The organism is Streptomyces sp. T028, from assembly GCF_048159505.1.
Classification (GTDB): domain Bacteria; phylum Actinomycetota; class Actinomycetes; order Streptomycetales; family Streptomycetaceae; genus Streptomyces.
The window spans coordinates 177,862-200,201 of record NZ_JBLRVZ010000026.1; the positions used below are offsets into that span (position 1 = coordinate 177,862).

Genomic DNA, 22,340 nt, shown 5'->3' on the forward strand with positions numbered 1-22,340 from the left:
CTGACGCCGCCTCCTGTTCCATCTGGCGCGGTTCGTCGCCGAAACGCTACCTGGCCGCCGGGGCCGGCCCGGATTACCGGTCGATATCCAGGTTCCGGGCCCGACACCTGGACGACCTGGCCGGGATCTTCGCCCAGTCGCTGCACCTGGCGCAGAGGCTGGGCATGGTGAAGATGGGCAGGGTGACGTTGGACGGCACGAAGGTTGAGGCCAATGCCTCAAAGCACAAGGCGATGAGCTACGCCCGCTTGGTCGACAAGGAGCAGCACGTCGAGGCGGAGATCGCAGAACTCGAAGCCGCTGCGGCCGCGCTGCCGGCCGACGCGGCCGCCGTCGACGCCGCCGAGGATGAGAAGTTCGGCCGCGGTGGCAAGGACACCGATCTGCCCGGCGAGCTGGACCGGCGGGAGAAGCGCCCGGCGAAGATGCAGGCCGCTCGCGCGCAGATCGAGGCCGAGGCCGCCGAGCGGGCTCGACGCCACTCCGAGGACAAGGAACGCCGACGCCAGGGGCGGTCCGGTGCCGGCGACAATCCCGACGCCGTGCAGGCCGCCGGAGACAAGGCTGCGTCCGCAAGATCTCCGGCACGCCGCAACCGCCGGCCTGGCCGCCGCCCGAGCCTGACGGCCCGGCCGGAGCCCCCTGAACAACGGCCCACCGAGCCCACCACTGCGGCACCAGGCCCGAACAAACGGCCGCGACCGGCCATCAGCCGATCCACAACCGCTCGCCGGCTGGGCCATTACCGACCCACGCTCCTAGGGCGCGCGGCGGCGCCCGGGTCCGGGGCGGCGGCGAGGGAATGCACCCTCCGCCAGGTCAAGCAGCTGACCCACGAGCCGGAGCACGAGCGGAACCGGGTGACCGTCAGAAGGGACTCAGCCGGTGAGCCGCACCCCCAGCACAGTCCGAGACGGCCGTCCACACCACCGCGGGCAAGCTCGCGGATCTCCAGCGTCGTATCGACGAGGCAACGCACACCGGCTCCGAACGTGCCGTCGAGAAGCAGCACGCCAAGGGCAAGCTGACGGCTCGCGAGCGGATCGAGCTGCTGCTCGACGAGGGGTCGTTCGTCGAGCTGGACGAGTTCGCCCGGCATCGTTCGACGAACTTCGGGCTGGAGAAGAACCGCCCGTACGGGGACGGGGTCGTCACCGGCTACGGCACCGTCGACGGACGTCCCGTCGCTGTGTTCTCGCAGGACTTCACCAAGGCCTTCGGCGGCGCCTACGACGTCATGGGCTCCAAGCACCTGGGCGCCGACCTCAGCCTCGCCTGGCCGACCGCCCAGATCGCCGTCATGGGCGCCCAGGGCGCGGTCAACATCCTGCACCGCCGCACCCTCGCCGAGGCGGAGGCGAACGGCGAGGACCTCGAAGCCGTGCGCGCCCGCCTCATCCAGGAGTACGAGGACACCCTCCTCAACCCCTACATCGCGGCCGAACGCGGCTACATCGACTCCGTGATCATGCCGTCCGACACCCACCGCCACGTGGTCCGCGGGCGGCGCCAGCTGCGTACCCAGCGCGAGTCCCTGCCCCCCCGAAGAAGCACGGCGACATCCCCTGTAGGAGCCGCCATGACAATCAAAGTCGTACGGAGCAACACCCGGCAAGAACACACCAGGCAGTCCGGCATTCACGCCCAGGACGTCGTCGCCGTCGTCATGGCCGAAGGTGCACTGAGCCCGGCATCCCCAGCAAGGTGCTCATCGCCAACGCCGGCTTCGCGCCGGCGGTCCCGGACGCGGGGCTCATCTGGATCGGCCCACCTCCGCGGGCCATCCGCGACCTGGGTGACAAGGTCGCCGCCCGGCACATCGCCCAGCGTGCCGGTGCGCCGCTGGTGGCCGGTACGCCGGACCCGGTCAGCGTTGCCGAGGAGGTCGTCGCCATGAAGATGGAACAGCCTCTCAACACACACAAGTCCGGCACCATCAAGGGCCCGTCCGCGGAGGTCGGCGCCTCACTCACGTCCCAGGGTCCTCAGCCGTCGGCCGGAAGATCCAGGGCCGGCTGTTGCGCCCGCTGATGTCGTACGACCAGAAGGCCCAGGCGTGGCGCACCCTGCTCGGAGCCATCGACTCGGACGCCCTGCACGTACTGCGGACCTGCTTCTCGCTGGCCCGTGACCACCAGGCTGTGGGTGCTCGCCAGGATCTCGACCGGGTCGGCTTCCTACCATCGGCCGAGTCGCCCGCGCCCCGATGACCCACCGAGATCCATTCAGCGCCGAGTTCCGCCCTGGGCGCTCACCAGGCATCGCTCGCCGCGGTCGCACTGGTCGGCCCGTGGGCACGGACAACGCACCAGGCTGTCCTCACGGATCTGTTCCAGCCTTCGGCTCACAACGTACTGGCACGTGGACTCCGTGTCGGCGAACAGCCGTGCAACCGCCGCAGTGAGATGTGGTGGACCGCGGCCACCTTCTCCGGCCCGAGGCCGGAGACGGCGAGGTTCTTCTCGATCCAAGCGAGAACCTTCGTCAGGCGGGTGTCGCCCCTGCGGCCGAAGTAGTTCTCATCGGAGCGCGCCACGATCCGGCGCAGCATCTGCGTGGTGTACTCGGCCACATCGGCCGGCTCACGCGGCGAGAGCGCGGCGGTGGACGACCCCGACGAGCGCAAGAGCCCGACGAGGGCCGAGCTGAACGGCGAAGTCTCCACCACCACCTGCACGTGCCAACCTGGCCGGAGAGCTCTCCGTCACCCGCAGGTCTTGGGGGCACGGCGACCAACGTGTATCGGAAGGCGCCCACGGTGGAGAAGAAGAACGGCTCTCCCGCCTCGAGTACACGATGAGCGAGGAAGGCTCATGTGTCCTGGAGCCTGTCGGGCCCGCGTAGGTGGCCCGGCCCTCCAGAAGCGCTCCGACGTCGTCGACATCCGCCCGGTCGCGAGGGAACACGATCCGCTTGGCGGTGGAGACTTCACTGCCTGCCACGTCGCCAGGAACTGTCTGACGGATCCGACCCCTGCCCCCAACCACCAACCCTGAGCTCAGGCACTCATACGCTTTTGACCTCGAGCTATGTTATAACGATGACGTAAGGAAACTTGGCTGCCCAAGCCGACTACGAATCCGGGGCCGACGACCGTGACCAAGACCAGCCGGGAACCGTACGTCCGCGCCCTGGAACCCACCTCCATGGTGGACCAGGTCGCCAAGGAGATCCGCCGCTCGATCCTGGCCGGCGACCTCCGCCCCGGCCAGCCCTTCTCCCTGCGCGAGATCGCCGACCAACTCGGCGTCAGCTTCATCCCCGTACGCGAGGCACTCCGGCAACTCGAAGCACAGGGGCTCGTCATCACCCGCCCCGGCAAGAGTGCTCTGGTCGCCCCGCTCCACCAGGACGACCTCAACGGCATCTACCGGCTGCGCCGAAGCATCGAACCCGAACTCGCCGCCCGCTCATGCTCCCTGCTGCGTGGGTCCGACTTCCAGCGTCTCCAGGCCTTCGTCTCCATGTGCGGAGACGAGGACCTGGGCGTGGACGAGATCTACGAGGCGCACCACGCGTTCCACCGCGAGCTGCTGCAACCGGCCGCGACCGCCTGGGATCTGCGCGTCCTGGAGAGCCTCTGGCACGCGGCCGGACGTTATATCAGGCTCGCCTTCTCCGGTCTGGACAGCAGACCGGAGGAACACCGGCGCCGTAAACACTCGCATGCCGCCCTCCTCGCCGTCTTCCGCGAAGGCGACCCCGACGCCGTGACGCGAGCGGTCCTCCGCCATCTCGACGAGCACAGGGAGATCGCGCAGCAGATGCTGCGGTAGCGCAAGGGGACCGCGACCAGTCGTCAGTCCTTCAGCACGACACGGTTGCGCAACAGGCCGACGCCCTCGACTCCGACCTCGACATGGTCGCCGTCCTTGAGGAAAGGGCCGTCGACGCCTCCCTCCATGGCGGTGCCGGCCGGGGTTCCGGAGAGGATCATGTCGCCGCCGGCGAGCGGGGCGTAGCGCGAGATGTGGGCGGCGGTGGCGCCGAAGGTGTACTGCATCTGCGCGGTGGTGCCGTCCTGGCGGAGTTCGCCGTTGACCTTGCAGATGATGCCGAGACCGGCGGCCGGGATGGGCTCGTCGACGACCATGCAGGGGCCGCTGCTGTGGCCGGTGCGGAAGTTCTTGGTGAGGGACCAGGTCAGCGGGCCGTGGTCGATCTTCGTCAGGCCGAGCGCCTCGTCCCGGATGCTGAAGTCGTTCCAGGCGGTGTAGCCCCAGACGTCTATGACATCGCTTCCGGGCTCGTGGGCTCCCGCACCGAGGACGACGGCGACCTCGGCCTCGTAGTCCAGTTTGCGGGTCCCGGACGGGGGCGTCACCACGGCGTCCTGGCCCACCACGGTACCGGGGATGACGTAGAAGCCCCAGGGCGGATTCCCGCCCGCGGCGCCCTGCCGCACCGATTCGGCAACGTCCATGACCGCGGCCATCCCGGAACCGTGCGCGGGGAAGTTGCCGCCGAGGGCGAAGATGCGCACGCCGGGGTCGGGCAGGGGCGGGTCGAGGCGTACGTCGTCCAGGCGCCGGGAGGCGGCGGTCAGGGCCTGCCCGTCGGCGGCGATCTCCGCCAGCGCCCGTAGGAAGCCGCGCACCTCGCGCCAGCGCGCGATCAGTGGGAGCCAGCTCCCGTCGGCCGTCGTGAAGTACGGCTCCAGGGCAGCCACCAGCGCCGGCTCTCCCCGACGGAGCTCGGCGAGGCCGCGCGCGATGTCGACGACGATCTCCTCACCGGGAGGACCGACCAGCAGGCCGGTTCCCTCGTCACGCACACGCACAAGCCTCATGACGCATCCTTCCGTACAGGTCACGCTGTTTCTACGATTGTGACCACTATTAAACATAGACGTCAACCCATCGCAACAGAGCTGCCGGATCCTTGACGGCCCTCAACACTTGCGTAAGATAGTTGACGACAGTGACGGTCGGATCGTCGACCCCGCTTTCCTGGCGTCACGTTCTTCGACGTCAGCCATTTCACGAGGCCGCCGCTTTCCCGGCCGTCGCGCACCGCCGGGATCCGCCGCGTGTCTGAGGAGCTGCCGAGATGATGATCATCCATGACCGCAAGGGTGCCCGGGTCGAGTTCGAACCGGTCGCGAACAAGCCCTTGATGCCCCAGCTGCGCCACCAGAAGGTGGGGATCATCGGCCTGTGCAACGGCAACGCCGTGTGCGGGTCGTGCCACGTCTACGTGGAGAAGGAATGGCTGGACCGGCTCCCCGAACCGGACGAGTTCGAGATGGAGCGGATCGAGCAGCTTCCCGACCGCCGGGACAACTCCCGACTGACCTGCCAGTTCGAGTACACGCCCGACCTGGACGGCATCGAGATGACCGTCGCGCCCCGCAGCTGATGTTTTCCGGCAGACCCCAGCACAACGCATCAGGCAGAAAGTAGGGAGTGAGCGCAATGCCCGAGATCCAGCCGAAGATCACCAAGAGCTACCGCACCAAGAAGCCCCTGATCGACATCGGGATGATCTCCCACGGCACCCTGACCGTCATCGACATCCAGGAGGCCCGCCGCTTCTACGAGGAGGTCCTCGGCTTCGAGGTGATCCAGCACGCCCCGGTGGGCCTGCTGATCCGCCGCGGTACCGACCACGTCTACGTCGTCGTCGAAGAGGGCAAGGAAAGCCCGATGCGCCTGCTCGACCACAACGGCCTGGACGTCCAGTCCAACGAGGCCGTCGACGACGCGCACGCCAAGCTGACCGAGGTCCAGGACGAGTACAAGATCAAGCGGATCACCAAGCCCCAGGAACAGCACGGCGCGTACTCGTTCTACTTCGAGGACATGAACGGCTGCTGGTGGGAGATCCTCGCCGGCCGCAAGCACGGCTACTCCTTCGCCTTCGCCGACCCCAACCGCGACATGACCGCCAAGGACGACATCGACCCCGACATGATGGACCACGCCTTCGACGACAAGTTCATCGACGGCCTGGCCGCCAAGCGCGCCCAGACCGACAAGGGCTGAGGGTCACCGGGCATGCTCACCGACATCGTCGTGGTCGGCGCCAGCGTGGCAGGTGTCGAGGCGGTCCTGGCCCTGCGCGGCGCCGGCTACGACGGCCGTCTCACCCTGATCGGCGCCGACCACGAACTCCCGTACAACCCGACCCCGTTGTCCAAGGAACTCCTCACGGGCGAGATGGCCGAGGACGACATCCGTCTGCTGCCCGCGGAGGAGTTCGAGGACCTCGACGTCGATCTGCGCCTCGGCACCGCCGCACGCGCCCTCGACCCGGCCGAACGCAAGGTCGACATCGGCGGTTCCGATGTTCCCTACGACGGGCTGGTCATCGCCACCGGTTCGCGTGCCGTGCGTCCCAGGGGCTGGTTCGGCCTCGACGGGGTGCACACTCTGCGCGCCCTCGACGACGCCCGTCGGGTGCGGGCGGCGATGGCCCAGGGACGTCCTTCCGTGGTGGTGGTCGGGGCCGGGTTCATCGGCTGCGAGATCGCCGCGGCGGCACGCCACTTCGGCCTGGACGTCACCCTCGTCGAAGCCGCGGCTTCGCCGCTGCTGCGGGCCGTGCCGTCCGAACTGGCCGCACCCGTGGTCCGACTGCAAAGGGCCAATGGCGTACGGGTGGTGTGCGGGGTCGGGGTGGCCCGGCTGCTCGGTTCGCTCCGGGTCGACAAGGTCGAACTCACCGACGGCACCGTCCTCGACGCCGATCTTGTGGTCGTCGGGGTGGGCGCGGTCCCGGCGACCGGTTGGCTGGACGGCTCGGGGCTCTCCGTCGACGACGGGGTGATCACCGACGCGACCTTGCAGACCACCGCGCCCGGTGTGTACGCCGTGGGCGACGCGGCCCGCTGGCCCCATCCGACAACCGGTGACTCCCTCCGTGTCGAACACTGGACCAACGCCCGCGAGCAGGGTCGGCAGGCCGCGCTGAACCTCCTGGATCCGCAGGCGGCACAGCCCTACACCGGAGTGCCCTACGTGTGGTCCGACCAGTTCGGGGAGCGCTTCCAGCTCGCCGGAACCGCACACGCCAAGCACCTCCACTTCCTCGACGGCGGCCCGGCCGAGGAGAGCTACCTGGCTCTGCTCGGCGACGGCGAGGCGGTCGTCGGTGCCGTCGGATTCAACGGCAGCCCCCGGCAGTTCAACCGGGCCCGTCGCCTCATCACCCAGGGGACCCCCTGGGCCGAGGCCATCGCCCAGCACCAGTGAACAAGTACTGAGGGGGAGGGACCGGCCGAGGAGCCTCGAGCCGTTCCCTCCCCCTCGTGCCAAACCCTTCCAACGCCCTCAGCGATACGACCAACTCCCCACCGCCGCTGCGGCCTTTCAGTCCGGAATATGTGAGGCACCCATGGTCACCCCTGCGACTTCGAGCGATACACGCGCGACCGACGACAGCCGCGCCGAGACGCTACGGGCCCTCGGCACCGTCGAGAAGCGTGTCCTGTGGCTCTCGACCGCGATAATCGACCACGCGAACCGGGTACGGCCCAACCCGTCGGGACTGAAGGTCGGTGGCCACCAGGCGTCCAGCGCGTCGATGTCGTCCATCATGACCGCCCTGTGGTTCCACGCGCTCACGCGCGACGACCGGGTCTCCGTCAAGCCGCACGCCTCGCCCGTCCTGCACGCCGTCAACTTCCTCCTCGGCGAACTGGACAGCTCCTACCTCACCGAACTGCGCGCCTTCGGCGGCCTCCAGAGCTATCCCAGCCGCTCCAAGGACCCCGACCCCGTCGACTACTCCACCGGGTCCGTGGGCATCGGCGCGACCGCGCCCATCTGGGGCGCCATCTCACGCCGCTACGTCGACGGGCACTTCGGCGGCGCGGGCAGCGGCCGCCAGTACTCCCTGCTGGGTGACGCCGAACTGGACGAGGGCGCGATCTGGGAGGCCGTCCAGGATCCGATGGTCGCCGGACTCGGAGAGATCGTCTGGGTCGTCGACCTCAACCGCCAGTCCCTGGACCGGGTCGTCCCCGGAACGGCCGCGGAACGCCTGACCGGCATGTTCACCGCTGCCGGCTGGCAGGTCACCACCCTCAAGTACGGCCGGCTCCTTGAGGAGCTCTTCACCCGTCCCGGCGGCGCCGAACTGCGCCTGCGTCTGGACACCATGGAGAACCCCGAGTACCAGCGACTGCTCCGCTGCACCCCGGCGCAGCTGCGCGAGCGACTGCCCGGAGCGGGCGCCTCCGCGCAGCCCATCGCGGAGCTGATCGCGGGCCTGGACGACGACACCCTGCACAGCGCGGTGCGCAACCTCGGCGGCCATGACCTAGGTGCCCTGCTCACGGCCTACGACGAGATCGACGACACCCGTCCGACGGTCATCTTCGCGTACACCGTGAAGGGCCACGGCCTGCCCACCGAAGGCCACCCCCAGAACCACTCCTCGCTCCTGTCCGGCGACCAGATGGCGGAGCTGGCGGGACAGCTGGGTATGGATCTGGACGCCCCCTGGACGCCCTTCGCCGAAGGGTCCGACGAGGCGCACCTGTGCGCGGCGGCGGCCGAGCGGCTGCGCCGCCCGCTCCACGGGACGGTGGCGGCCCCGGCGGTCCCCGCCGACCTCGGCCGGCCCGCCCCCGGTGGCACCGGCAACACCCAGCAGGCCCTGGGACGGGTGCTGCTGGACCTGACCCGCAAGGCGCCCGAGGCGGCGGGCCGGATCGTCACCGTGAGTCCGGACGTCTCCTCCTCCACCAACCTCGGCGGCTGGCTCAACAAGGTGGGCGTATGGTCGTCGGCGGAGCGCACCGACTGGTTCGCCGACGACGCCGAGACCATCCTGCACTGGCGGGAGAAACCGTCGGGCCAGCACGTCGAGCTCGGCATCGCCGAGGTCAACCTGGTGAGCCTACTGGGCGAGCTGGGCGCGACATGGAGCCGCTGGGGACAGCCTCTGCTGCCCATCGGGGTCGTGTACGACCCGTTCGTCAACCGGGCACTGGAGCCGTGGTCGTACGGCATCTACGCGGGCGGTCAGTCCATTCTCGTCGGCACCCCTTCCGGCGTCACGCTCGCCCCCGAGGGTGGTGCGCACCAGTCGATCACCACACCGTCGCTGGGCATCGAACAGCCCGGCTGCGTGTCGTACGAGCCCGCTTTCGGCATCGACACCGAGTGGTGTCTGCTCGCGGCGCTGAGCGGCCTCGGCAAGCCGGACGGCAGCTCCGCCTATCTGCGGCTGTCCACCCGTCCCGTCGACCAGAGCCTGGCCGCGATCCCCGCTGATCCGGCCGCGCGGGAGCGCCGGCGTCGGCAGACCGTCGCGGGTGCCTACCCGCTGCGCCGGGCCGCGGGTGCGCCGGACGTGACGATCGCGGTGATGGGTGCGATGGTCCCCGAGGGCCTGGCTGCCGCCGAGCGCCTCGCCCAACTGGGCCACCAGGCCGACGTGGTCGTCACGACCAGCCCGGACCTGCTCTTCCGGGCCCTGCGTGGCCGACGAGGCCAGGAGGACTCCCCCACCTGGATCCTGGACCAGGTCTTCCCGGCGGAGCGCGCCGCTCCCCTGGTCACCCTGGTCGACGGTCACCCGCACACCCTGGCGTTCCTGGCCACCGTCAACCAGGTGCCGGTCACCACGCTGGGCGTGAGCCGCTTCGGCCAGTCCGGGGCGCTGGAGGACGTGTACCGGTACCACCAGATCGACACGGACAGCGTCGTCGCGGCCGCCCTCGACCTCGTCGACTGAGACGAGGCCCCCCAGGCAACCGCCGGCCGCTGCCCTGTCCTGCCCCGACGGCCGGCCGGCGGTTCCGCATGCCCGCCACCACCCAGCAAATTGACCAGCAAGATGAATTCTTGACACCGAAGTCAATCAGGGTTACTCATGAAGGATGACAGCTCGACGCGTGCACATACTCGGAGGCGGCCCCGCAGGCCTTTTCGCGGCCCGGCTGCCGGCCCTTCGACGCCCTCACTGGCACGTGCGCGTGCACGAGATGCGGCCACCCGCGGCGACCTTCGGCTTCGCCGTCGGGCTGACCGGCGGCATGCTCAGTGCCCTCCTCGACACCGACCCGGCCCTGCACCACGCCATCTCCCGGGCCGCCCACGCCTTCTCCTCCAGCGGCTTCCGGCTCCCGCAGTTCACGCGCTGGGTGCTGGGACAACCCGTACGCAGCACACGGCACCGGTATCCGAGCCGGCTGCGCGACAGCGCCGGGGACACCGCGATCCTGGAGATCCGCTCCGGCGACGCCTGGGGGCCGGAGGCCGACGGTCTCGTAGACCGGGCACTCGCGTCCGTGCGCCAGGGCGCCGATGTCATCCGGCTGACCGGTGCGAACTCACAGGGCGCGCTGCTTGACCGGCTGGCCTTCGGCGAACGGCTCCGGTCCGACCTCCCCGCCCTCGTCGAGGTCACGTCCGGCACCCGGTATCCACGCCACGCTGTCGACGGCCTGGTCGCGGGCCGCACGGACCTCGTCCATGTGCCGGACGCGTCATGACCGCGGTGGCCTGCGGCTCCCAACCCCCGCTGCTGCGGCGGCGGTTCCGGGTCGCCATGGGCGACACCGACGCGGCTCAGGTGGTGTACTTCGCGGCGCCCGCGCGCTGGGCCGAGAGCATGGTGAGCGAGTGGCTGGCGATCGCGGGGTTCGCGACGTCACGGCTGCTCGCGGCCGGGTTCGGCACTCCGGCCGTGCACGCCGAGTTCACGTACCGCAGCTGCCTGCGACTGGACGAAGAGGTCGACGCCTGCCTGCGCCTGGAGAGGCTCTCGGAGCGTTCCTTCACGCTGCGCAGCGACTTCGCGCTCGTCGGTGCCTCCGAGCCGGCGATCCAGATCCGTCTCACTCAGGTGTACGCGCGCACCTCGGGCCCGGCGCTGGAAGTCCTGCCACTTCCACCTGAGTTGGCGGACCGCCTGGAAGGGCGCAGCCGACCGGCGCATCTACGACTCGGCTGACAGAGACCGAATACACAGAAAGATCCCAGGAGTTGCGTTGATCCTCGTACTAGGAGCCTCCGGCTACACCGGTCTCGCCGTCACCAGGGCCCTCACGGCGCGCGGAGCCAAGGTCCGCGCCTTCATCCGCGACGCCGGCAAGGGCGACAGTGTCCGCCGCGCGGGCGCCGCCGAGATCGCCGAAGGAGACCTCCGCGACCTGGCCGCCCTCGAACGGGCCGCAACCGGCTGCGAAGGTGTCTTCCTCATCGGTCCCCGTTTCATGCCCGAGGAAGCCCAGCTCGGCAAGGCCGTCATCGACATCGCCCAGCGCGTCGGTGTCCGCCGCTTCGTCCTCTCCGGCGTCTACCACCCCTCCATCGAGGTCCTCCTCAACCACCAGCCCAAGCTCGCCATCGAGGACCATCTCTACAAGACCGACCTGGAGTTCACCGTGCTCCAGCCCTCCCGGTTCCTGCACGGACCGCTTCTCTCCAGCTGGTCGCGAGCGGCCACCGAGGGTGTGTACGCCGACGCCTTCAGTCCCGACGTACGCATGGCGTACGTCGACTACGAGGACGTCGCCGAGGTCGTCGCCGTCGCCTTCACCGAACAGCGGCTGGTCCGGGGCACGTTCGAGCTGTCGGCACCCGGCGAGTACACCGCCCACGACATCGCCGCCCATCTGACCGCGGCGCTCGGACGACCGGTGCGCGCACAGCAGGCGACGCTGGAGGAGTACGGCCCGGCCGCCCAACAGGGCCTGCTGGCAAGCCCGTTCGCGGCCGAGGGATTCCGGCGGCTGCGCGCGTACTACGACGCCTTCGGTTTCCGCGGCGGCAACGGACTCGTACTGGAAACCATCCTCGGACGGGAGCCGATCGGCGTCGCCGCCTGGATCGCCAGGCATCTGCGCGATCAGCAGTCCACGTGAGGACGAGGGGAACGACAGCTCCGATCCACGACAAGCGAGAGATCCCCCATGTGCCACAGTGACCTCCCTCCAGGACAGGCCGCGCCAGACGCCGTTCGCCGCGAGGTCGACATCCCGCTGCCCAGCGGCGAGTTGATGCCCGCGCTGCACGTCGCGGCGGCGCCGGACGCACCCGGCGTGCTGATCGCCGCCGACATGCTCGGCCGCAGCCCCTACTACGAGCACCTCGCCGCACTGCTCGCCGGGGCCGGCTTCCAGGCGCTGCTGCCCGACGTCTTCTTCCGTCAGGGACCGCTGCCCGAGCCCGGCGCCGAGGCCGCGATCGCCCGCCGCGCCCGACTCGACGAGAAGCAGAGCCTCGACGACCTGCACGCGGCCGTCGACTGGCTCCGCACACGCTCGACGACCGTGCCGGTGGGCACGGTCGGCTTCTGCATGGGCGGCACCTTCGGCCTCGATCTGGCCTCCACCCGAGACGAGTTGGTGACGGTCGCCTACTACGGCTTCCCCGAGCCGCCCGCCTGGGTGGTGTCTCCACCCCCAAGGCCGATCGACCTCGTCGGGTCGCTGCGCGGGCCGGTGCTCGCCTTCTGGGGCGAGCAGGACACGACCGTCGGTATGGAGAGCGTCGAGCGCTACACCGAACTCGCCGCCGCCAACCCACAGTTCGAACACGCTGTACTGCCCGGACTCGGCCACGGATTCCTCGGCTCATCGGACCTGGGCGACCCGGCCGACCCGGGCGGCGCGACCTGGGTCCGGAGCGTCGCGCATCTACGAAGTCACCTGCTCCCCAGCTGACTCGACACCCTCCTTCCTCCCTCTCGAAAGGTCATCAATGCGCTGGGCCACGCTCGCTCATGTTCACCTGGACCGGGTCGCCTCCCCTTGGCTGGTGCGACGGTTCGTCGACCCCGACGCGGAGTTCGAGTTCGTGGAGTGGGGCCTGGACGGCGGTCTCCCCGACCCCACCCGGCTGCGGATCCCCGAGGGGGCGACACCCATCGGGATCCCGGGTGTTCGCCTCGGGCTGCACGACGAGAACGGCCCGTGCTTCCAGAAGGTGCTGCGGGCCTACGACCTCGACGATCCCGCGCTGTGGCGCATGGAGCGGATCGTCGCGGCGGGCGTCAGCCACGCCCTCGGCACTCCGGCACGCCCCGATCAGACTGAGGAGGAGCGCATCCTCGGCGCCGCGCTCAACCTGGTGGGGGCCGCGTTCGGTGTCGCCCACGACGACACCGCTCACCTGGAGAACGCGCTGCCGCTCTACGACGGCGTCTACGAGCACTGCCGCATATGGGAACTGTCCGAGGACGTCCTCGCCGGCGCCCCGAAACACCCGCCCCTGCGCATCCCCTACCTCCGTGACGCACTGGAACGAGCACGAGAAGGACATGCCTGATGGGAAACGCCGACACGCTGCTCGACCGCCTCGCGATCCGCGAGCTGGTCGAGAACTGGATGATCTTCCGCGACAACCGCGAATGGGACCGCTTCCTCGAAGTCTGGCACGACGACGGGGTGTTGATGACCACGTGGGGTGGCAAGGCGACCCCGCAGCAGTTCGTCGATGCGGCCACCAAGGCGTTCGCGGAGGGCAACCGGGCACTGCACTCCGGCGGTGGCGTCACCGCCCTGGTCAACGGTGACCGCGGATTCGCGATGTCGAAGCTGCGAATCATGCAGCGCGCCCCGGTCGAGGGCATCCTGTGCGACGTCACCTGCATCGGCCTGGTCTTCGACTTCGTGGAACGGCGGGAGGGGCGCTGGGGTCTGGTCCTGCGCCAGCCTGTCTACGAGCGGGACTTCATCGCCCCGGTCGACCCGAGCGAGACCGTGCGCCTGGACCCCGAGATCATGTCCCGCCGCCCGGACGGCTACCAACGGCTCGCCTATCTCCAGGAAGCCCTAGGCCACAGGATCGTGCCCGACATGCCGACCGAGGTCGGACCGCGGCGCGAGGCCCTCGTCAGGGCCCGTGAAGCGTGGCTGCGGGGCGAGCCGCTCGCCTGGCCGGCGTGACGGAACGGCAATTCACTCACCAGCACCACCGAAGGGATGGTTCTCCATGAGCGGTCAGGTCGTGGTCGTCGGAGGCTCCGGCGCCGCCGGACGCCCCCTGTACAGGCCGACCTCGGCGATCAGTCCCCTCCGGTTGAGGCGGGTGAGGCGCGCTCACACGGGTCGCGGACCTCTGTCGTCGCGCCTTCCGGACCATCTCCACGCCAGCGACGTAGCGGAGCGTCAACGAGGCGCCGTTGTAAATGATATAACAGATAACAACAATGTCGACGATGCGGCCGCAAGCGACACCCCCGAGTCGCGGGGCGCGACCGGACGCCGGCTCAGCGTCCAGCCAGGAACTCCGCGATCGCCGCCGCGAGTTCTGGCGCGCTGGAGGCCGCACCATGGTCCCCGGGCACCACGGCACGACAGCCGCGGGGCAGCACGGCGGCCAGCCGATCTACCGACGCGGCACGCTCGTCTTCGGCACCCGCCACCACGAGCGTCGGCACCTGGATCCGGTCGAGCGCCTCCGCCGGCGTGGGGACGATCGAGTCCAGCACCCGGAGCAGCGCCGTCGGATCCGCACGGTTCGACCACAGCCACTGCTCGGCCAGCCACTCCCGGGAGCCCTGGGCGAACGTCCCCCACCCGGCGAAGACCCTGCGCACGAACGCGTCCGTACCGCCACCGCCGCCCAGCACTTCGACGAGGCCCTGCCCCGCGACCACCGCACGGCCCGGCGCCGCTCCGCGCGCCAGCATTCTCACCACGACCCGCGCACCCAGCGAATATCCCGCGAGGTCGTAGTCATCCAGTCCCAGGTGCGCAACCAGCGCGAAAACGTCGTCGCTGAGTACGTCGGGAGGGTATGAGGCCAGGTCGTGAGGCTTCGCGCTGCTGCCGTGCCCACGGAAGTCCGGCATGATCACACGGTGGCCGCCCGCCGCGATCGTCTCGACCCAGCCGTATCGCAGCCACATCGACGCGTCCACGGCGAACCCGTGCAGCAGCACCAGGGGCCTGCCCTCACCCACCTCGCGGTAGGCGAGTCGCGCACTGTCACGCCCGGCGAAGTAGGAAGCTCCTGGATCGGACATGCGGCAAGCCCTCTCGCCGGTCGATATAACAGATCGACCAACTATCGAAGGCGGGAAGGTGCGTGGTCCACCCCGCCCGATGGCAACAAGTGGCCATGTCCCCGGCAGTAGGCGGCGGCCGCCGAGCCGACAGGTTTGCCGCTCTCCGACATCTATGCCGACTCGAGTAGTCGATATAACATATTGCGATCACGCCCGAAGTCTCGGAGTGCCGGAGCCGGGCGGAGCCCATGCACGGCGCTGCGCGAATCGGTTCGCGCGAACGGAGAGTGCAGATGTCAATGAGGACGTCAACAAGGTTCAGAGCGGGCGTGGTCGTCTCGCTGATCGCCCCCGTGCTGACGGTGTCGGCGTGCGGTGGCGACGCCGGGAACGTGTCGAGCGGAGGCAGCGCGGGCAGTAACGGTTCGACCGTCACCTTCGCCTTCCAGCCGACGTCGTCGACCGCCTGTCTGAAGGTCACCGACGAGCGCGGCACCTTCCGCAAGCACGGCATCACGATGAAGTACGGCACCGCCGCCCCGAACGCGGCGGGCCAGGTGGCGCAGATACTCAACGGGGAGATCACCGCGGGAGCGGGCGCGTACACCGCCGTCCTCAACGCGGTGAGCAGCAACCTGGCGCTCGTCATCACGAGCGGCCTGGAGGAGGACTACGACAAGGACGGCCAGTCCCCCACGGCGGTCCTCGCCGGCAAGGGCTCGGGAATCACGTCGTTCAAGCAACTTGAGGGCAGGACCGTCGCGGTGAACTCGCTCCAGGGTTCGTGGGAGGTCCTGCTCAGGGAGTCGGTGGCGAAGGCCGGCGGCGACCCGGACAAGGTGAAGCTCGTAGCGGTGCCGTTCCCGGACCAGACGGCGGCTCTGCGGTCGAAGCGGGTCGACGCGGTCTTCACGCTGCAGCCCTTCGTCGCCCAGCTCATCGATGAGGGTTTCAAGGACATCGGCGACCCGTCGGCCATCAGCTTCGGGAAGCCTGACGCCGCCCAGAGCATCACCTTCATGGCCAAGGAGTACGTGGACGCGCATCCCGACGTGGTCAAGAACTTCGTGGCCGCCCTCCAGGAGGGCAACACGTGGTGCAACGCGCACCCGGCCGACATGAAGAAGGCCATCGCCCGCATCACGAAGGCGCCGCAGAAGGTCGTGGACGCGACGCCTCTCCCGGTGTACGACGCGGGGATCTCCTCGGCCGAGACGAAGACTTGGGGTGAGCTGCTCGTGAAGTACGGAATCCTCAAGAAGGCCCCGACCGCCGCCGAGGTGCAGTGGTCGGGAGTGCCGGCGAAGTGAAGAGCGCATCGAGTCAACTCCCCCGCGCCGGGGGAGACGAGACGGTCGCCGCCCGCGTGACCGCGCCGTCGCCGGCTCCGGGCCGAGGGCGACGGCGCGTGTCGCCACAGGTGCTATTCCCCGTCGCGACGACCGCCGGCCTGCTGGCGCTGTGGGAGCTACTGGCTCGCGGCGGAGCGCTGCCGGCCGAGATCCCGCCGTTCTCGGACGTGGTCGCCCGGCTCGTGGACGAAGGGGGCGACAGCGCTTTCTGGACGGCGCTGGGCCAGACGCTCTGGCACTGGTTCGCCGGGCTGCTGATCGGCGGCGCGGTGGGAATCGTCGTGGGCGGCACGATCGGCACGGTGCCCTTCGTGCACCGGCTGCTCAACGTCCCGCTGGAGTTCCTGCGCCCGATCCCGGCGATCGTGTACCTGCCGCTGCTGATCCTGGTGATGGGCTCGCGCTCGCAGACCGCGATCATCATGGCCTCGCTGGGCGCACTGTGGCCGATGCTCTTCCAGTCGATCTACGGTGTGCGCGCCATCGACGCCCAAGTGGTCGAGACCGGCAGGGTGTTCGGCCTGACCGGGCGCCAGATCCTGCGCTACGTCATGCTGCCCAGCGTGCTGCCGTACCTGGCGACGGGGGTGCGGATCTCGTCGTCGCTCGCGCTGATCGTCGCCGTGTCGGCGGAGCTCGTCGGCGGCGTCCCGGGGCTCGGCTCCTCGCTCGGCGCCGCGGCGCAGAACGGTCTCTATCCCACCATGTACGGGCTGCTGCTCGTGTCCGGTGTGCTCGGCCTGCTGCTCAACACGGCACTGGAGCGCACCGAGAAGCGACTGCTGCACTGGTACGTCGCCCACCGGGAGGTGAGCACATGAGGTTCGCCGCACGGCTGCGGGCCCTTGGCATCTCGCTGCTGGTCCCCGTCGTCCTCGTGGTCCTGTGGTGGGTGCTGTCCGAGGACAGTACCTCCGCCTTCTACCCCTCCCTCTCGACAATCCTCACGAACTTCCGGGAGACCTGGCTGTTCGAGCGGTTCGGCTCGGACGTCGTACCGAGCCTGCTCCGGCTCGGGGCCGGCTATCTGCTGGCGGCCGCCATCGGCACGGCCCTCGGCATCCTTCTCGGCCGGGTGCGCGTGCTGCATCTGGCGTTCCAGCCCGCCATCCAGTTCGCGCGGTCGATACCGGCGACCGGGCTCGTGCCCGTGAGCATCGTGCTGCTCGGCATCGGCGACGCTCCGAAGATCTGGCTCATCGCGTTCGTGTGCGTGTTCCCGATCCTGCTCAACACCGTGGACGGGGTGCGCTCCGTGGAGCAGGGACTGGAGGACGTCGGACAGACCTTCCGGCTCACCCGCCGACAGCGGATCTTCGCCGTCCATCTGCCCTCGGCGGCCCCGCAGATCTTCGCCGGCCTGCGGATCTCCCTCGCGATCGCCTTCATCATGATGATCGTCACCGAGATGCTGGGCGCCACCAGCGGTCTGGGCTTCGTGACGCTGAACGCCCAGCAGAGCTTCCAGATCCCGCTCATGTGGTCGGGGACGATCCTCCTCGGCATTCTCGGCGCGTTGCTGAACGCCCTTTTCGTACTCGTGGAGCGGCGTGTGCTCCGTTGGCACTACCTGTCCACCGGGAGGGCACAATGACCAAACTCGTTGTCGAGGACCTGGCCAAGACGTACGGCGATCCGGCCGAGGGCGGTGTCGAGGCGATCCGCGGGATCAGCTTCGACGTGCGCGAGGGCGAGTTCGTCTGCATCGTCGGCCCGTCGGGCGGCGGGAAGACGACCCTGCTGCGCTGTCTGTGCGCGCTGCACGGCCGCTCCGGCGGCCGGATCGAGCTCGACGGACGCGATGTCACCGAACCGCCGCCGGAGATCGCCGCGGTCTTCCAGGACTACAGCCGTTCGCTCATGCCGTGGTTCACGGTCCGGCGCAATGTCGAGCTGCCGCTGAAGAACACCGTCAAGGACGCGAAGGAACGCGCCGAGCGCGTCGAGTGGTCGCTGCGGGAAGTGGGGCTCGCCGGGATGGGCGACCGCTATCCGTGGCAGCTCTCAGGCGGTATGCAGCAGCGCGTGGCCATCGCCAGGGCGGTCGCCTACCGGCCCGAGATCCTCATCATGGACGAGCCCTTCGCGTCCGTCGACGCGCAGACGCGGGCCGGTCTCGAGGACCTGACCCTCGCGGTCCGCGACGACGTCGGCGCGGCGGTACTGCTGGTGACGCACGACATCGACGAGGCCGTCTATCTGGCCGACCGCGTGGTCGTGCTGTCCTCCCGTCCGGCGACCGTCATGGAGATCGTGGAGATCGACCTGCCGCGCCCCCGCGACCAGTTGGACACGAAGGCCCTGCCGCGCTTCGCGGAGTACCGGAAACACATTCTCGAACTCATCCGCGCGACCAGTGGTCCGGACCCGGTCGCCGGGCCGGATCCGCTGACCCCCGTACACGGCTGGGAACCGACATGAGAGTCATCGCTCTCGAAGAGCACTTCACCACCCGGGCGATCCTGGAAGCCAACGCCGACCACCCCCTACTGGCGATGCTCCGGGCGGTCGGCGACCAGTGGCGGGCCGCGGCCCGGGCGGAGCTCATGCTCCAGCTCACCGATCTCGGCGAACGACGTCTGGCGGTCATGGACGCCGCGGGCGTCGACGTCCAGGTCATCTCCAGCGTCGCGCCCGGACCCGAGGAACTGCCGGCCGACCTGGCCGTACCCCTGGCCACGCGGACCAACGACCTCCTCGCGGAGAGGATCGTGGCACATCCCAGCCGTTTCGCCGGATTCGCCGCGCTCCCTGTGCCCGATCCCGACGCCGCGGTGAAGGAGCTGGAGCGCACGGTCGGCGACCTCGGCTTCGTCGGGACGCTGATCAACGGCCACGTGGGCGGACGCTATCTCGACGACCCGTTCTTCTGGCCGGTCTTCGAAGCCGCGGAGTCGCTGGGCGTCCCGGTCTACCTGCACCCCAACCGGCCGCCCCAGCCCGTGGTCGACGCCTGCTACTCGGGGTTCTCCCCGATCGTCAGCGAAACCCTGGCCACCGCGGGGTGGGGATGGCACATCGACACCGGACTGCACGCGCTCCGGCTCATCATCGGCGGGGTCTTCGAGCGCTTCCCGCGGCTCCAGGTGATCATCGGCCACCAGGGCGAGGGACTGCCGGCCATGCTCTGGCGCTCTGACTCGGTGCTCAACCGGGTCGTCGACCTCGACAAGCCCGTCAAGGACTACTTCCGCGAGCACTTCTCGATCACCATCAGCGGCATCACCGACGACGTCGCCTTCAACGCCGCCCTCGCCACGGTCGGAATCGACCGCATGATGTTCTCCGCCGACTACCCCTTCCACGGCAGTGCCGAGACACACCAGTACCTGGACCGGCTCCCGATCGGGCAGTCCGACCGGGAGAAGATCGCGCACGCCAATGCCGAACGGCTCTTCAAGTGGGACGTCTGATGGCCGACAAGGACACACCGCCGACTCACACACTGTCGGTCAACGGGCAGTCGCGGGACTTCAGCACCGAAGAGGACACGCCCCTCCTCTACGTGCTGCGCAACCACCTCTCGCTCAAAGGGACCCGGTTCGGCTGCGGTCTCGGGCTGTGCGGCGCCTGCTTCGTCCTGGTCGACGGCCGTGCCGTGCACTCCTGCGACACCCCGGTGTGGTCCGTCGCGGACAAGGAGATCACCACGGTGGAAGGACTCGGCACGCCGGAACAACCGCATCCGGTGATCCGTGCCTTCACATCCACGCAGGCCGCGCAGTGTGGTTACTGCATGTCAGGGATGGTCGTGGCGGCCGTCGCCCTGCTCAGCGAGAACGACGACCCCACCGAGAAAGAAGTACGTGCCGCGCTGGACCGCAATCTCTGTCGCTGCGGCGCGCACAACCGCGTGGTGCGGGCCGTGCTGTCAGCGGCGGCCGAACTCCGCTCGGGGAAGTCGGAGAAGGAACGGGAGAAGGAAGGTGACGGGTGACCGCATCGGAGGACCTCGCGCGGCTGTCGCCCTCGCTGATGGCGAACCCGCGACCGGGCGACTGGCTGCGATTCGTTCCGGGCGCCGTCGAGGTCCGCTCGGGAAAGGCGGAACTCGGCCAGGGAGTGCTCACCGCGCTCGCCCAGATCGCGGCCGACGAACTGGACGTGTCGGTCGGCCGTATCCGCATGATCCCGGTGGACACGGACCTCAGCCCGGACGAGGGATACACCCAGGCCAGCCTCTCCGTGCAGCATTCCGGCTCCGCGATCCGGATCGTGTGCGCGGAGGTCAGGGCGCGGTGCCTTTCGGCCGCGGCCGAGCGATGGGGGGTACCCGCCGACACCCTGACGGTCCGGGACGGGCGGATCACGGGGACGGACGACGGGCAGGCTTCGAGCTATTGGGACCTTGTCGACGACAGCCTCCTGGACGAGGCCGTGACCGGTCGTCATCCCGTCAAGCCGTCCTCGGCCTACACCGTGGTCGGCACCGACGTCCCACGACTGGACCTGCCCGCGAAGTTCACCGGGCGGCACCGCTACGCGCACGACATCGAGCGCCCGGGCCTGCTGTACGGCCGTGTCGTGCGGCCACCGTCGCGCGGCGCGAAGCTGGTCGGCGTCGACACCAACGGCGCCCTGGCCCTGCCGGGCGTGGTGACCGTCGTACGGGACGGGGAGTTCCTGGGAGTGGTCGCCGAGCGCGAGGAGGTCGCGCTCATGGCCTCCGAGCGGCTCGGGGCGGACGCCAAATGGGAGGAACGGGCCACCCTGCCCGACGAGGACCAGCTGGTCGCCCACCTCACCAGCGCTCCCGCCGACACCGAGGTGCTCACCGAACACGGCTCGCCCCCGGCCGACTTCCCCGGGGCACGCTCGGTGCGGGCCACCTATCACCGCCCCTATATCGCGCACGCCTCCATCGGCCCCTCCAGCGCGACCGCGGAGGCCACCGTCATCGAGGGCGGCACGCGGCTGGAGGTGTGGAGCCACAGCCAGGGTGTCCACGTGCTGCGCCGCAAGCTCGCCGAGGCACTCGGCCTCGCGGTGGAGCACGTCGGTGTGCGACACGTCGAAGGGGCGGGCTGCTACGGGCACAACGGCGCCGACGACGTCGCGATGGACGCCTCCGTGCTGGCCCTGGCGGTACCGGGCCGACCCGTCCAGGTGGTGTGGTCCCGTGCGGACGAGCTCGGCTGGGCCCCGTACGGACCGGCGGCGGTGGCCCGTGTGACCGCGGACCTGGATCCGGACGGCGGCATCCTCTCCTGGCGGCACGAGATCTGGGGCTACGGCCATCTCGGGCGCCCCGGCTCCACCCCGACCCCCGGGTTCCTCGCCGCGAGCCACCGTGAGGGCGGTCGACCGGTCCGCACCGCGCCGGAGATTCCGATCCACATCGGCGGAGCCGCCGGCCGCAACGCGATCCCCGGCTACGCGTTTCCCTCGCACCAGGTGATCAACCACGATCTGCGGGACGCGCCTCTGCGCACGTCCGCGCTACGGGCGCTCGGCGCCCACCTCAACGTGTTCGCGGCCGAGTCGTTCCTGGACGATCTGGCCGTCGAGGCCGGCCGTGACCCGGTGGAGTACCGGCTCGCGCATCTGGACGACCCTCGCGCGCGTGCCGTCGTCGAGGCCGCCGCGCGGCGAGCGGGGTGGTCGGGATGGTCCGCCGGGGACAGCGTGGGGCACGGGATCGGCTATGCCCGGTACAAGAACAGCGGTGCCTACTGTGCGGTGGTCGCCGAGGTGGAGGCCGTCGAGGAGGTCAGGGTCCGGCGGCTGGTGATCGCGGTGGACGCGGGGACGATCGTGAGCCCCGACGGCACCGAGAACCAGGTCGAGGGCGGCGCGATCCAGGCGACGAGCTGGACGCTCAAGGAACGGGTCCGCTTCGACCGTTTCTCCGTGACCAGCGTGGACTGGGAGAGCTACCCCATCCTCCGGTTCTCCGAGGTGCCGGCCGTCGATGTGGAGCTGCTGCCCGGCAACGGACATCCCCCACTCGGCGTGGGCGAGGCGGCCCAGGGCCCGACCACCGCGGCGATCGCCAACGCCCTGTACGACGCGCTGGGGGTAAGGGTCCGTTGCCTGCCGCTCACAGCGGAGCAGATCGTCGCCGCCATGCCCGACTGAGCG

General features: G+C 69.6%; 21 protein-coding genes and 3 pseudogenes. 21 read left to right on the plus strand and 3 right to left on the minus strand.

Going from position 1 to position 22,340, the window contains the following annotated elements:
- Nucleotides 1–44: 44 nt before the first annotated feature.
- The 3 pseudogenes from ACLZN2_RS24695 to ACLZN2_RS24705 form a co-directional block, all read left to right on the plus strand.
- A pseudogene (locus ACLZN2_RS24695) lies at nucleotides 45–599 on the plus strand (transposase); the annotation flags it as partial.
- A gap of 362 nt (nucleotides 600–961) precedes the next feature.
- Nucleotides 962–1,569 (plus strand): annotated as a pseudogene (locus ACLZN2_RS24700) (carboxyl transferase domain-containing protein); the annotation flags it as partial.
- A 138-nt stretch (nucleotides 1,570–1,707) separates the two neighbouring features.
- Nucleotides 1,708–1,914: pseudogene (locus tag ACLZN2_RS24705) on the plus strand (acetyl-/propionyl-CoA carboxylase subunit alpha); the annotation flags it as partial.
- A 430-nt stretch (nucleotides 1,915–2,344) separates the two neighbouring features.
- On the opposite strand, the gene ACLZN2_RS24710 reads toward ACLZN2_RS24705, so the two are convergent.
- The gene (locus ACLZN2_RS24710; protein WP_416981188.1) at nucleotides 2,345–2,677 is read right to left on the minus strand and encodes a hypothetical protein; all 333 of its coding nucleotides are present in this window, start codon (nucleotides 2,675–2,677) and stop codon (nucleotides 2,345–2,347) included.
- Nucleotides 2,678–3,095: 418 nt separating this feature from the next.
- Between ACLZN2_RS24710 and ACLZN2_RS24715 the strand changes: the two genes are divergently transcribed.
- Nucleotides 3,096–3,776, plus strand: coding sequence for a GntR family transcriptional regulator (locus ACLZN2_RS24715; RefSeq protein WP_416981189.1), 681 nt, complete (start codon nucleotides 3,096–3,098; stop codon nucleotides 3,774–3,776).
- Between the two features lie 23 nt (nucleotides 3,777–3,799).
- On the opposite strand, the gene ACLZN2_RS24720 is transcribed toward ACLZN2_RS24715, so the two are convergent.
- Nucleotides 3,800–4,789 (minus strand): fumarylacetoacetate hydrolase family protein, encoded by a 990-nt coding sequence (locus ACLZN2_RS24720; protein ID WP_416981190.1) that lies wholly within the window; start codon nucleotides 4,787–4,789, stop codon nucleotides 3,800–3,802.
- Nucleotides 4,790–5,049: 260 nt separating this feature from the next.
- Here ACLZN2_RS24720 and ACLZN2_RS24725 point away from each other — a divergent pair, with 260 nt between their 5' ends.
- The 10 genes from ACLZN2_RS24725 (at nucleotide 5,050) to ACLZN2_RS24770 (ending at nucleotide 13,843) form a co-directional block, all read left to right on the plus strand.
- Nucleotides 5,050–5,358: a 2Fe-2S iron-sulfur cluster-binding protein gene (locus ACLZN2_RS24725; protein ID WP_416981191.1), complete on the plus strand. Its 309-nt coding sequence runs from the start codon at nucleotides 5,050–5,052 to the stop codon at nucleotides 5,356–5,358.
- Nucleotides 5,359–5,414: 56 nt separating this feature from the next.
- A complete protein-coding gene (locus tag ACLZN2_RS24730) occupies nucleotides 5,415–5,984 on the plus strand; it encodes a VOC family protein (RefSeq protein ID WP_416981192.1) in 570 nt (189 codons plus the stop codon).
- Nucleotides 5,985–5,996: 12 nt separating this feature from the next.
- Nucleotides 5,997–7,193 (plus strand): NAD(P)/FAD-dependent oxidoreductase, encoded by a 1,197-nt coding sequence (locus tag ACLZN2_RS24735; protein WP_416981193.1) that lies wholly within the window; start codon nucleotides 5,997–5,999, stop codon nucleotides 7,191–7,193.
- 142 nt (nucleotides 7,194–7,335) lie between these two features.
- On the plus strand, nucleotides 7,336–9,684 hold the full coding sequence (locus ACLZN2_RS24740; protein ID WP_416981194.1) for a transketolase-like TK C-terminal-containing protein: 2,349 nt from the start codon (nucleotides 7,336–7,338) through the stop codon (nucleotides 9,682–9,684).
- Nucleotides 9,685–9,919: 235 nt separating this feature from the next.
- Entirely contained in the window at nucleotides 9,920–10,444 is a 525-nt protein-coding gene (locus ACLZN2_RS24745; protein ID WP_416981195.1) for a hypothetical protein, read from the plus strand.
- Nucleotides 10,441–10,905 carry an acyl-CoA thioesterase gene (locus ACLZN2_RS24750; RefSeq protein WP_416981196.1) on the plus strand — a complete coding sequence of 155 codons (465 nt, stop codon included), beginning with the start codon at nucleotides 10,441–10,443 and terminating at the stop codon, nucleotides 10,903–10,905. Before ACLZN2_RS24745 ends, ACLZN2_RS24750 begins: the two co-directional genes overlap by 4 nt.
- 37 nt (nucleotides 10,906–10,942) lie before the next feature.
- Nucleotides 10,943–11,818, plus strand: coding sequence for an NmrA family NAD(P)-binding protein (locus tag ACLZN2_RS24755; RefSeq protein ID WP_416981197.1), 876 nt, complete (start codon nucleotides 10,943–10,945; stop codon nucleotides 11,816–11,818).
- A gap of 48 nt (nucleotides 11,819–11,866) precedes the next feature.
- The gene (locus ACLZN2_RS24760) at nucleotides 11,867–12,619 is read left to right on the plus strand and encodes a dienelactone hydrolase family protein (protein ID WP_416981198.1); all 753 of its coding nucleotides are present in this window, start codon (nucleotides 11,867–11,869) and stop codon (nucleotides 12,617–12,619) included.
- A gap of 37 nt (nucleotides 12,620–12,656) precedes the next feature.
- Entirely contained in the window at nucleotides 12,657–13,223 is a 567-nt protein-coding gene (locus tag ACLZN2_RS24765; protein ID WP_416981199.1) for a chromate resistance protein ChrB domain-containing protein, read from the plus strand.
- A complete protein-coding gene (locus ACLZN2_RS24770; protein WP_416981200.1) occupies nucleotides 13,223–13,843 on the plus strand; it encodes a nuclear transport factor 2 family protein in 621 nt (206 codons plus the stop codon). Before ACLZN2_RS24765 ends, ACLZN2_RS24770 begins: the two co-directional genes overlap by 1 nt.
- A 323-nt stretch (nucleotides 13,844–14,166) precedes the next feature.
- Here ACLZN2_RS24770 and ACLZN2_RS24775 read toward each other — a convergent pair whose 3' ends face one another.
- The gene (locus ACLZN2_RS24775; RefSeq protein ID WP_416981201.1) at nucleotides 14,167–14,925 is read right to left on the minus strand and encodes an alpha/beta fold hydrolase; all 759 of its coding nucleotides are present in this window, start codon (nucleotides 14,923–14,925) and stop codon (nucleotides 14,167–14,169) included.
- Between the two features lie 311 nt (nucleotides 14,926–15,236).
- Here ACLZN2_RS24775 and ACLZN2_RS24780 point away from each other — a divergent pair, with 311 nt between their 5' ends.
- The 7 genes from ACLZN2_RS24780 to ACLZN2_RS24810 all read left to right on the plus strand — a co-directional run bounded on the left by ACLZN2_RS24780 (nucleotide 15,237) and on the right by ACLZN2_RS24810 (nucleotide 22,337).
- Nucleotides 15,237–16,217, plus strand: coding sequence for an ABC transporter substrate-binding protein (locus tag ACLZN2_RS24780; protein ID WP_416981202.1), 981 nt, complete (start codon nucleotides 15,237–15,239; stop codon nucleotides 16,215–16,217).
- 98 nt (nucleotides 16,218–16,315) lie between these two features.
- Entirely contained in the window at nucleotides 16,316–17,080 is a 765-nt protein-coding gene (locus ACLZN2_RS24785; protein ID WP_416981203.1) for an ABC transporter permease, read from the plus strand.
- On the plus strand, nucleotides 17,077–17,853 hold the full coding sequence (locus tag ACLZN2_RS24790) for an ABC transporter permease (protein ID WP_416981204.1): 777 nt from the start codon (nucleotides 17,077–17,079) through the stop codon (nucleotides 17,851–17,853). Before ACLZN2_RS24785 ends, ACLZN2_RS24790 begins: the two co-directional genes overlap by 4 nt.
- On the plus strand, nucleotides 17,850–18,680 hold the full coding sequence (locus tag ACLZN2_RS24795; protein ID WP_416981205.1) for an ABC transporter ATP-binding protein: 831 nt from the start codon (nucleotides 17,850–17,852) through the stop codon (nucleotides 18,678–18,680). Before ACLZN2_RS24790 ends, ACLZN2_RS24795 begins: the two co-directional genes overlap by 4 nt.
- Nucleotides 18,677–19,672 (plus strand): amidohydrolase family protein, encoded by a 996-nt coding sequence (locus ACLZN2_RS24800; RefSeq protein WP_416981206.1) that lies wholly within the window; start codon nucleotides 18,677–18,679, stop codon nucleotides 19,670–19,672. Before ACLZN2_RS24795 ends, ACLZN2_RS24800 begins: the two co-directional genes overlap by 4 nt.
- Nucleotides 19,672–20,196: a (2Fe-2S)-binding protein gene (locus ACLZN2_RS24805; RefSeq protein ID WP_416981207.1), complete on the plus strand. Its 525-nt coding sequence runs from the start codon at nucleotides 19,672–19,674 to the stop codon at nucleotides 20,194–20,196. The genes ACLZN2_RS24800 and ACLZN2_RS24805 overlap by 1 nt, the downstream gene beginning before the upstream one ends.
- On the plus strand, nucleotides 20,193–22,337 hold the full coding sequence (locus ACLZN2_RS24810) for a molybdopterin cofactor-binding domain-containing protein (RefSeq protein ID WP_416981208.1): 2,145 nt from the start codon (nucleotides 20,193–20,195) through the stop codon (nucleotides 22,335–22,337). The genes ACLZN2_RS24805 and ACLZN2_RS24810 overlap by 4 nt, the downstream gene beginning before the upstream one ends.
- The last annotated feature ends 3 nt before the right edge of the window (nucleotides 22,338–22,340 follow it).

What these genes read in the sequence shown, in the direction of transcription:
- ACLZN2_RS24720 (WP_416981190.1), bottom strand. Translation starts at nt 4,789, where the DNA reads ATGAGGCTTGTGCGTGTGCGTGACGAGGGAACCGGCCTGCTGGTCGGT.
- ACLZN2_RS24725 (WP_416981191.1), top strand. Translation starts at nt 5,050, where the DNA reads ATGATGATCATCCATGACCGCAAGGGTGCCCGGGTCGAGTTCGAACCG.
- ACLZN2_RS24730 (WP_416981192.1), top strand. Translation starts at nt 5,415, where the DNA reads ATGCCCGAGATCCAGCCGAAGATCACCAAGAGCTACCGCACCAAGAAG.
- ACLZN2_RS24735 (WP_416981193.1), top strand. Translation starts at nt 5,997, where the DNA reads ATGCTCACCGACATCGTCGTGGTCGGCGCCAGCGTGGCAGGTGTCGAG.
- ACLZN2_RS24740 (WP_416981194.1), top strand. Translation starts at nt 7,336, where the DNA reads ATGGTCACCCCTGCGACTTCGAGCGATACACGCGCGACCGACGACAGC.
- ACLZN2_RS24750 (WP_416981196.1), top strand. Translation starts at nt 10,441, where the DNA reads ATGACCGCGGTGGCCTGCGGCTCCCAACCCCCGCTGCTGCGGCGGCGG.
- ACLZN2_RS24760 (WP_416981198.1), top strand. Translation starts at nt 11,867, where the DNA reads ATGTGCCACAGTGACCTCCCTCCAGGACAGGCCGCGCCAGACGCCGTT.
- ACLZN2_RS24765 (WP_416981199.1), top strand. Translation starts at nt 12,657, where the DNA reads ATGCGCTGGGCCACGCTCGCTCATGTTCACCTGGACCGGGTCGCCTCC.
- ACLZN2_RS24770 (WP_416981200.1), top strand. Translation starts at nt 13,223, where the DNA reads ATGGGAAACGCCGACACGCTGCTCGACCGCCTCGCGATCCGCGAGCTG.
- ACLZN2_RS24775 (WP_416981201.1), bottom strand. Translation starts at nt 14,925, where the DNA reads ATGTCCGATCCAGGAGCTTCCTACTTCGCCGGGCGTGACAGTGCGCGA.
- ACLZN2_RS24790 (WP_416981204.1), top strand. Translation starts at nt 17,077, where the DNA reads ATGAGGTTCGCCGCACGGCTGCGGGCCCTTGGCATCTCGCTGCTGGTC.
- ACLZN2_RS24795 (WP_416981205.1), top strand. Translation starts at nt 17,850, where the DNA reads ATGACCAAACTCGTTGTCGAGGACCTGGCCAAGACGTACGGCGATCCG.
- ACLZN2_RS24800 (WP_416981206.1), top strand. Translation starts at nt 18,677, where the DNA reads ATGAGAGTCATCGCTCTCGAAGAGCACTTCACCACCCGGGCGATCCTG.
- ACLZN2_RS24805 (WP_416981207.1), top strand. Translation starts at nt 19,672, where the DNA reads ATGGCCGACAAGGACACACCGCCGACTCACACACTGTCGGTCAACGGG.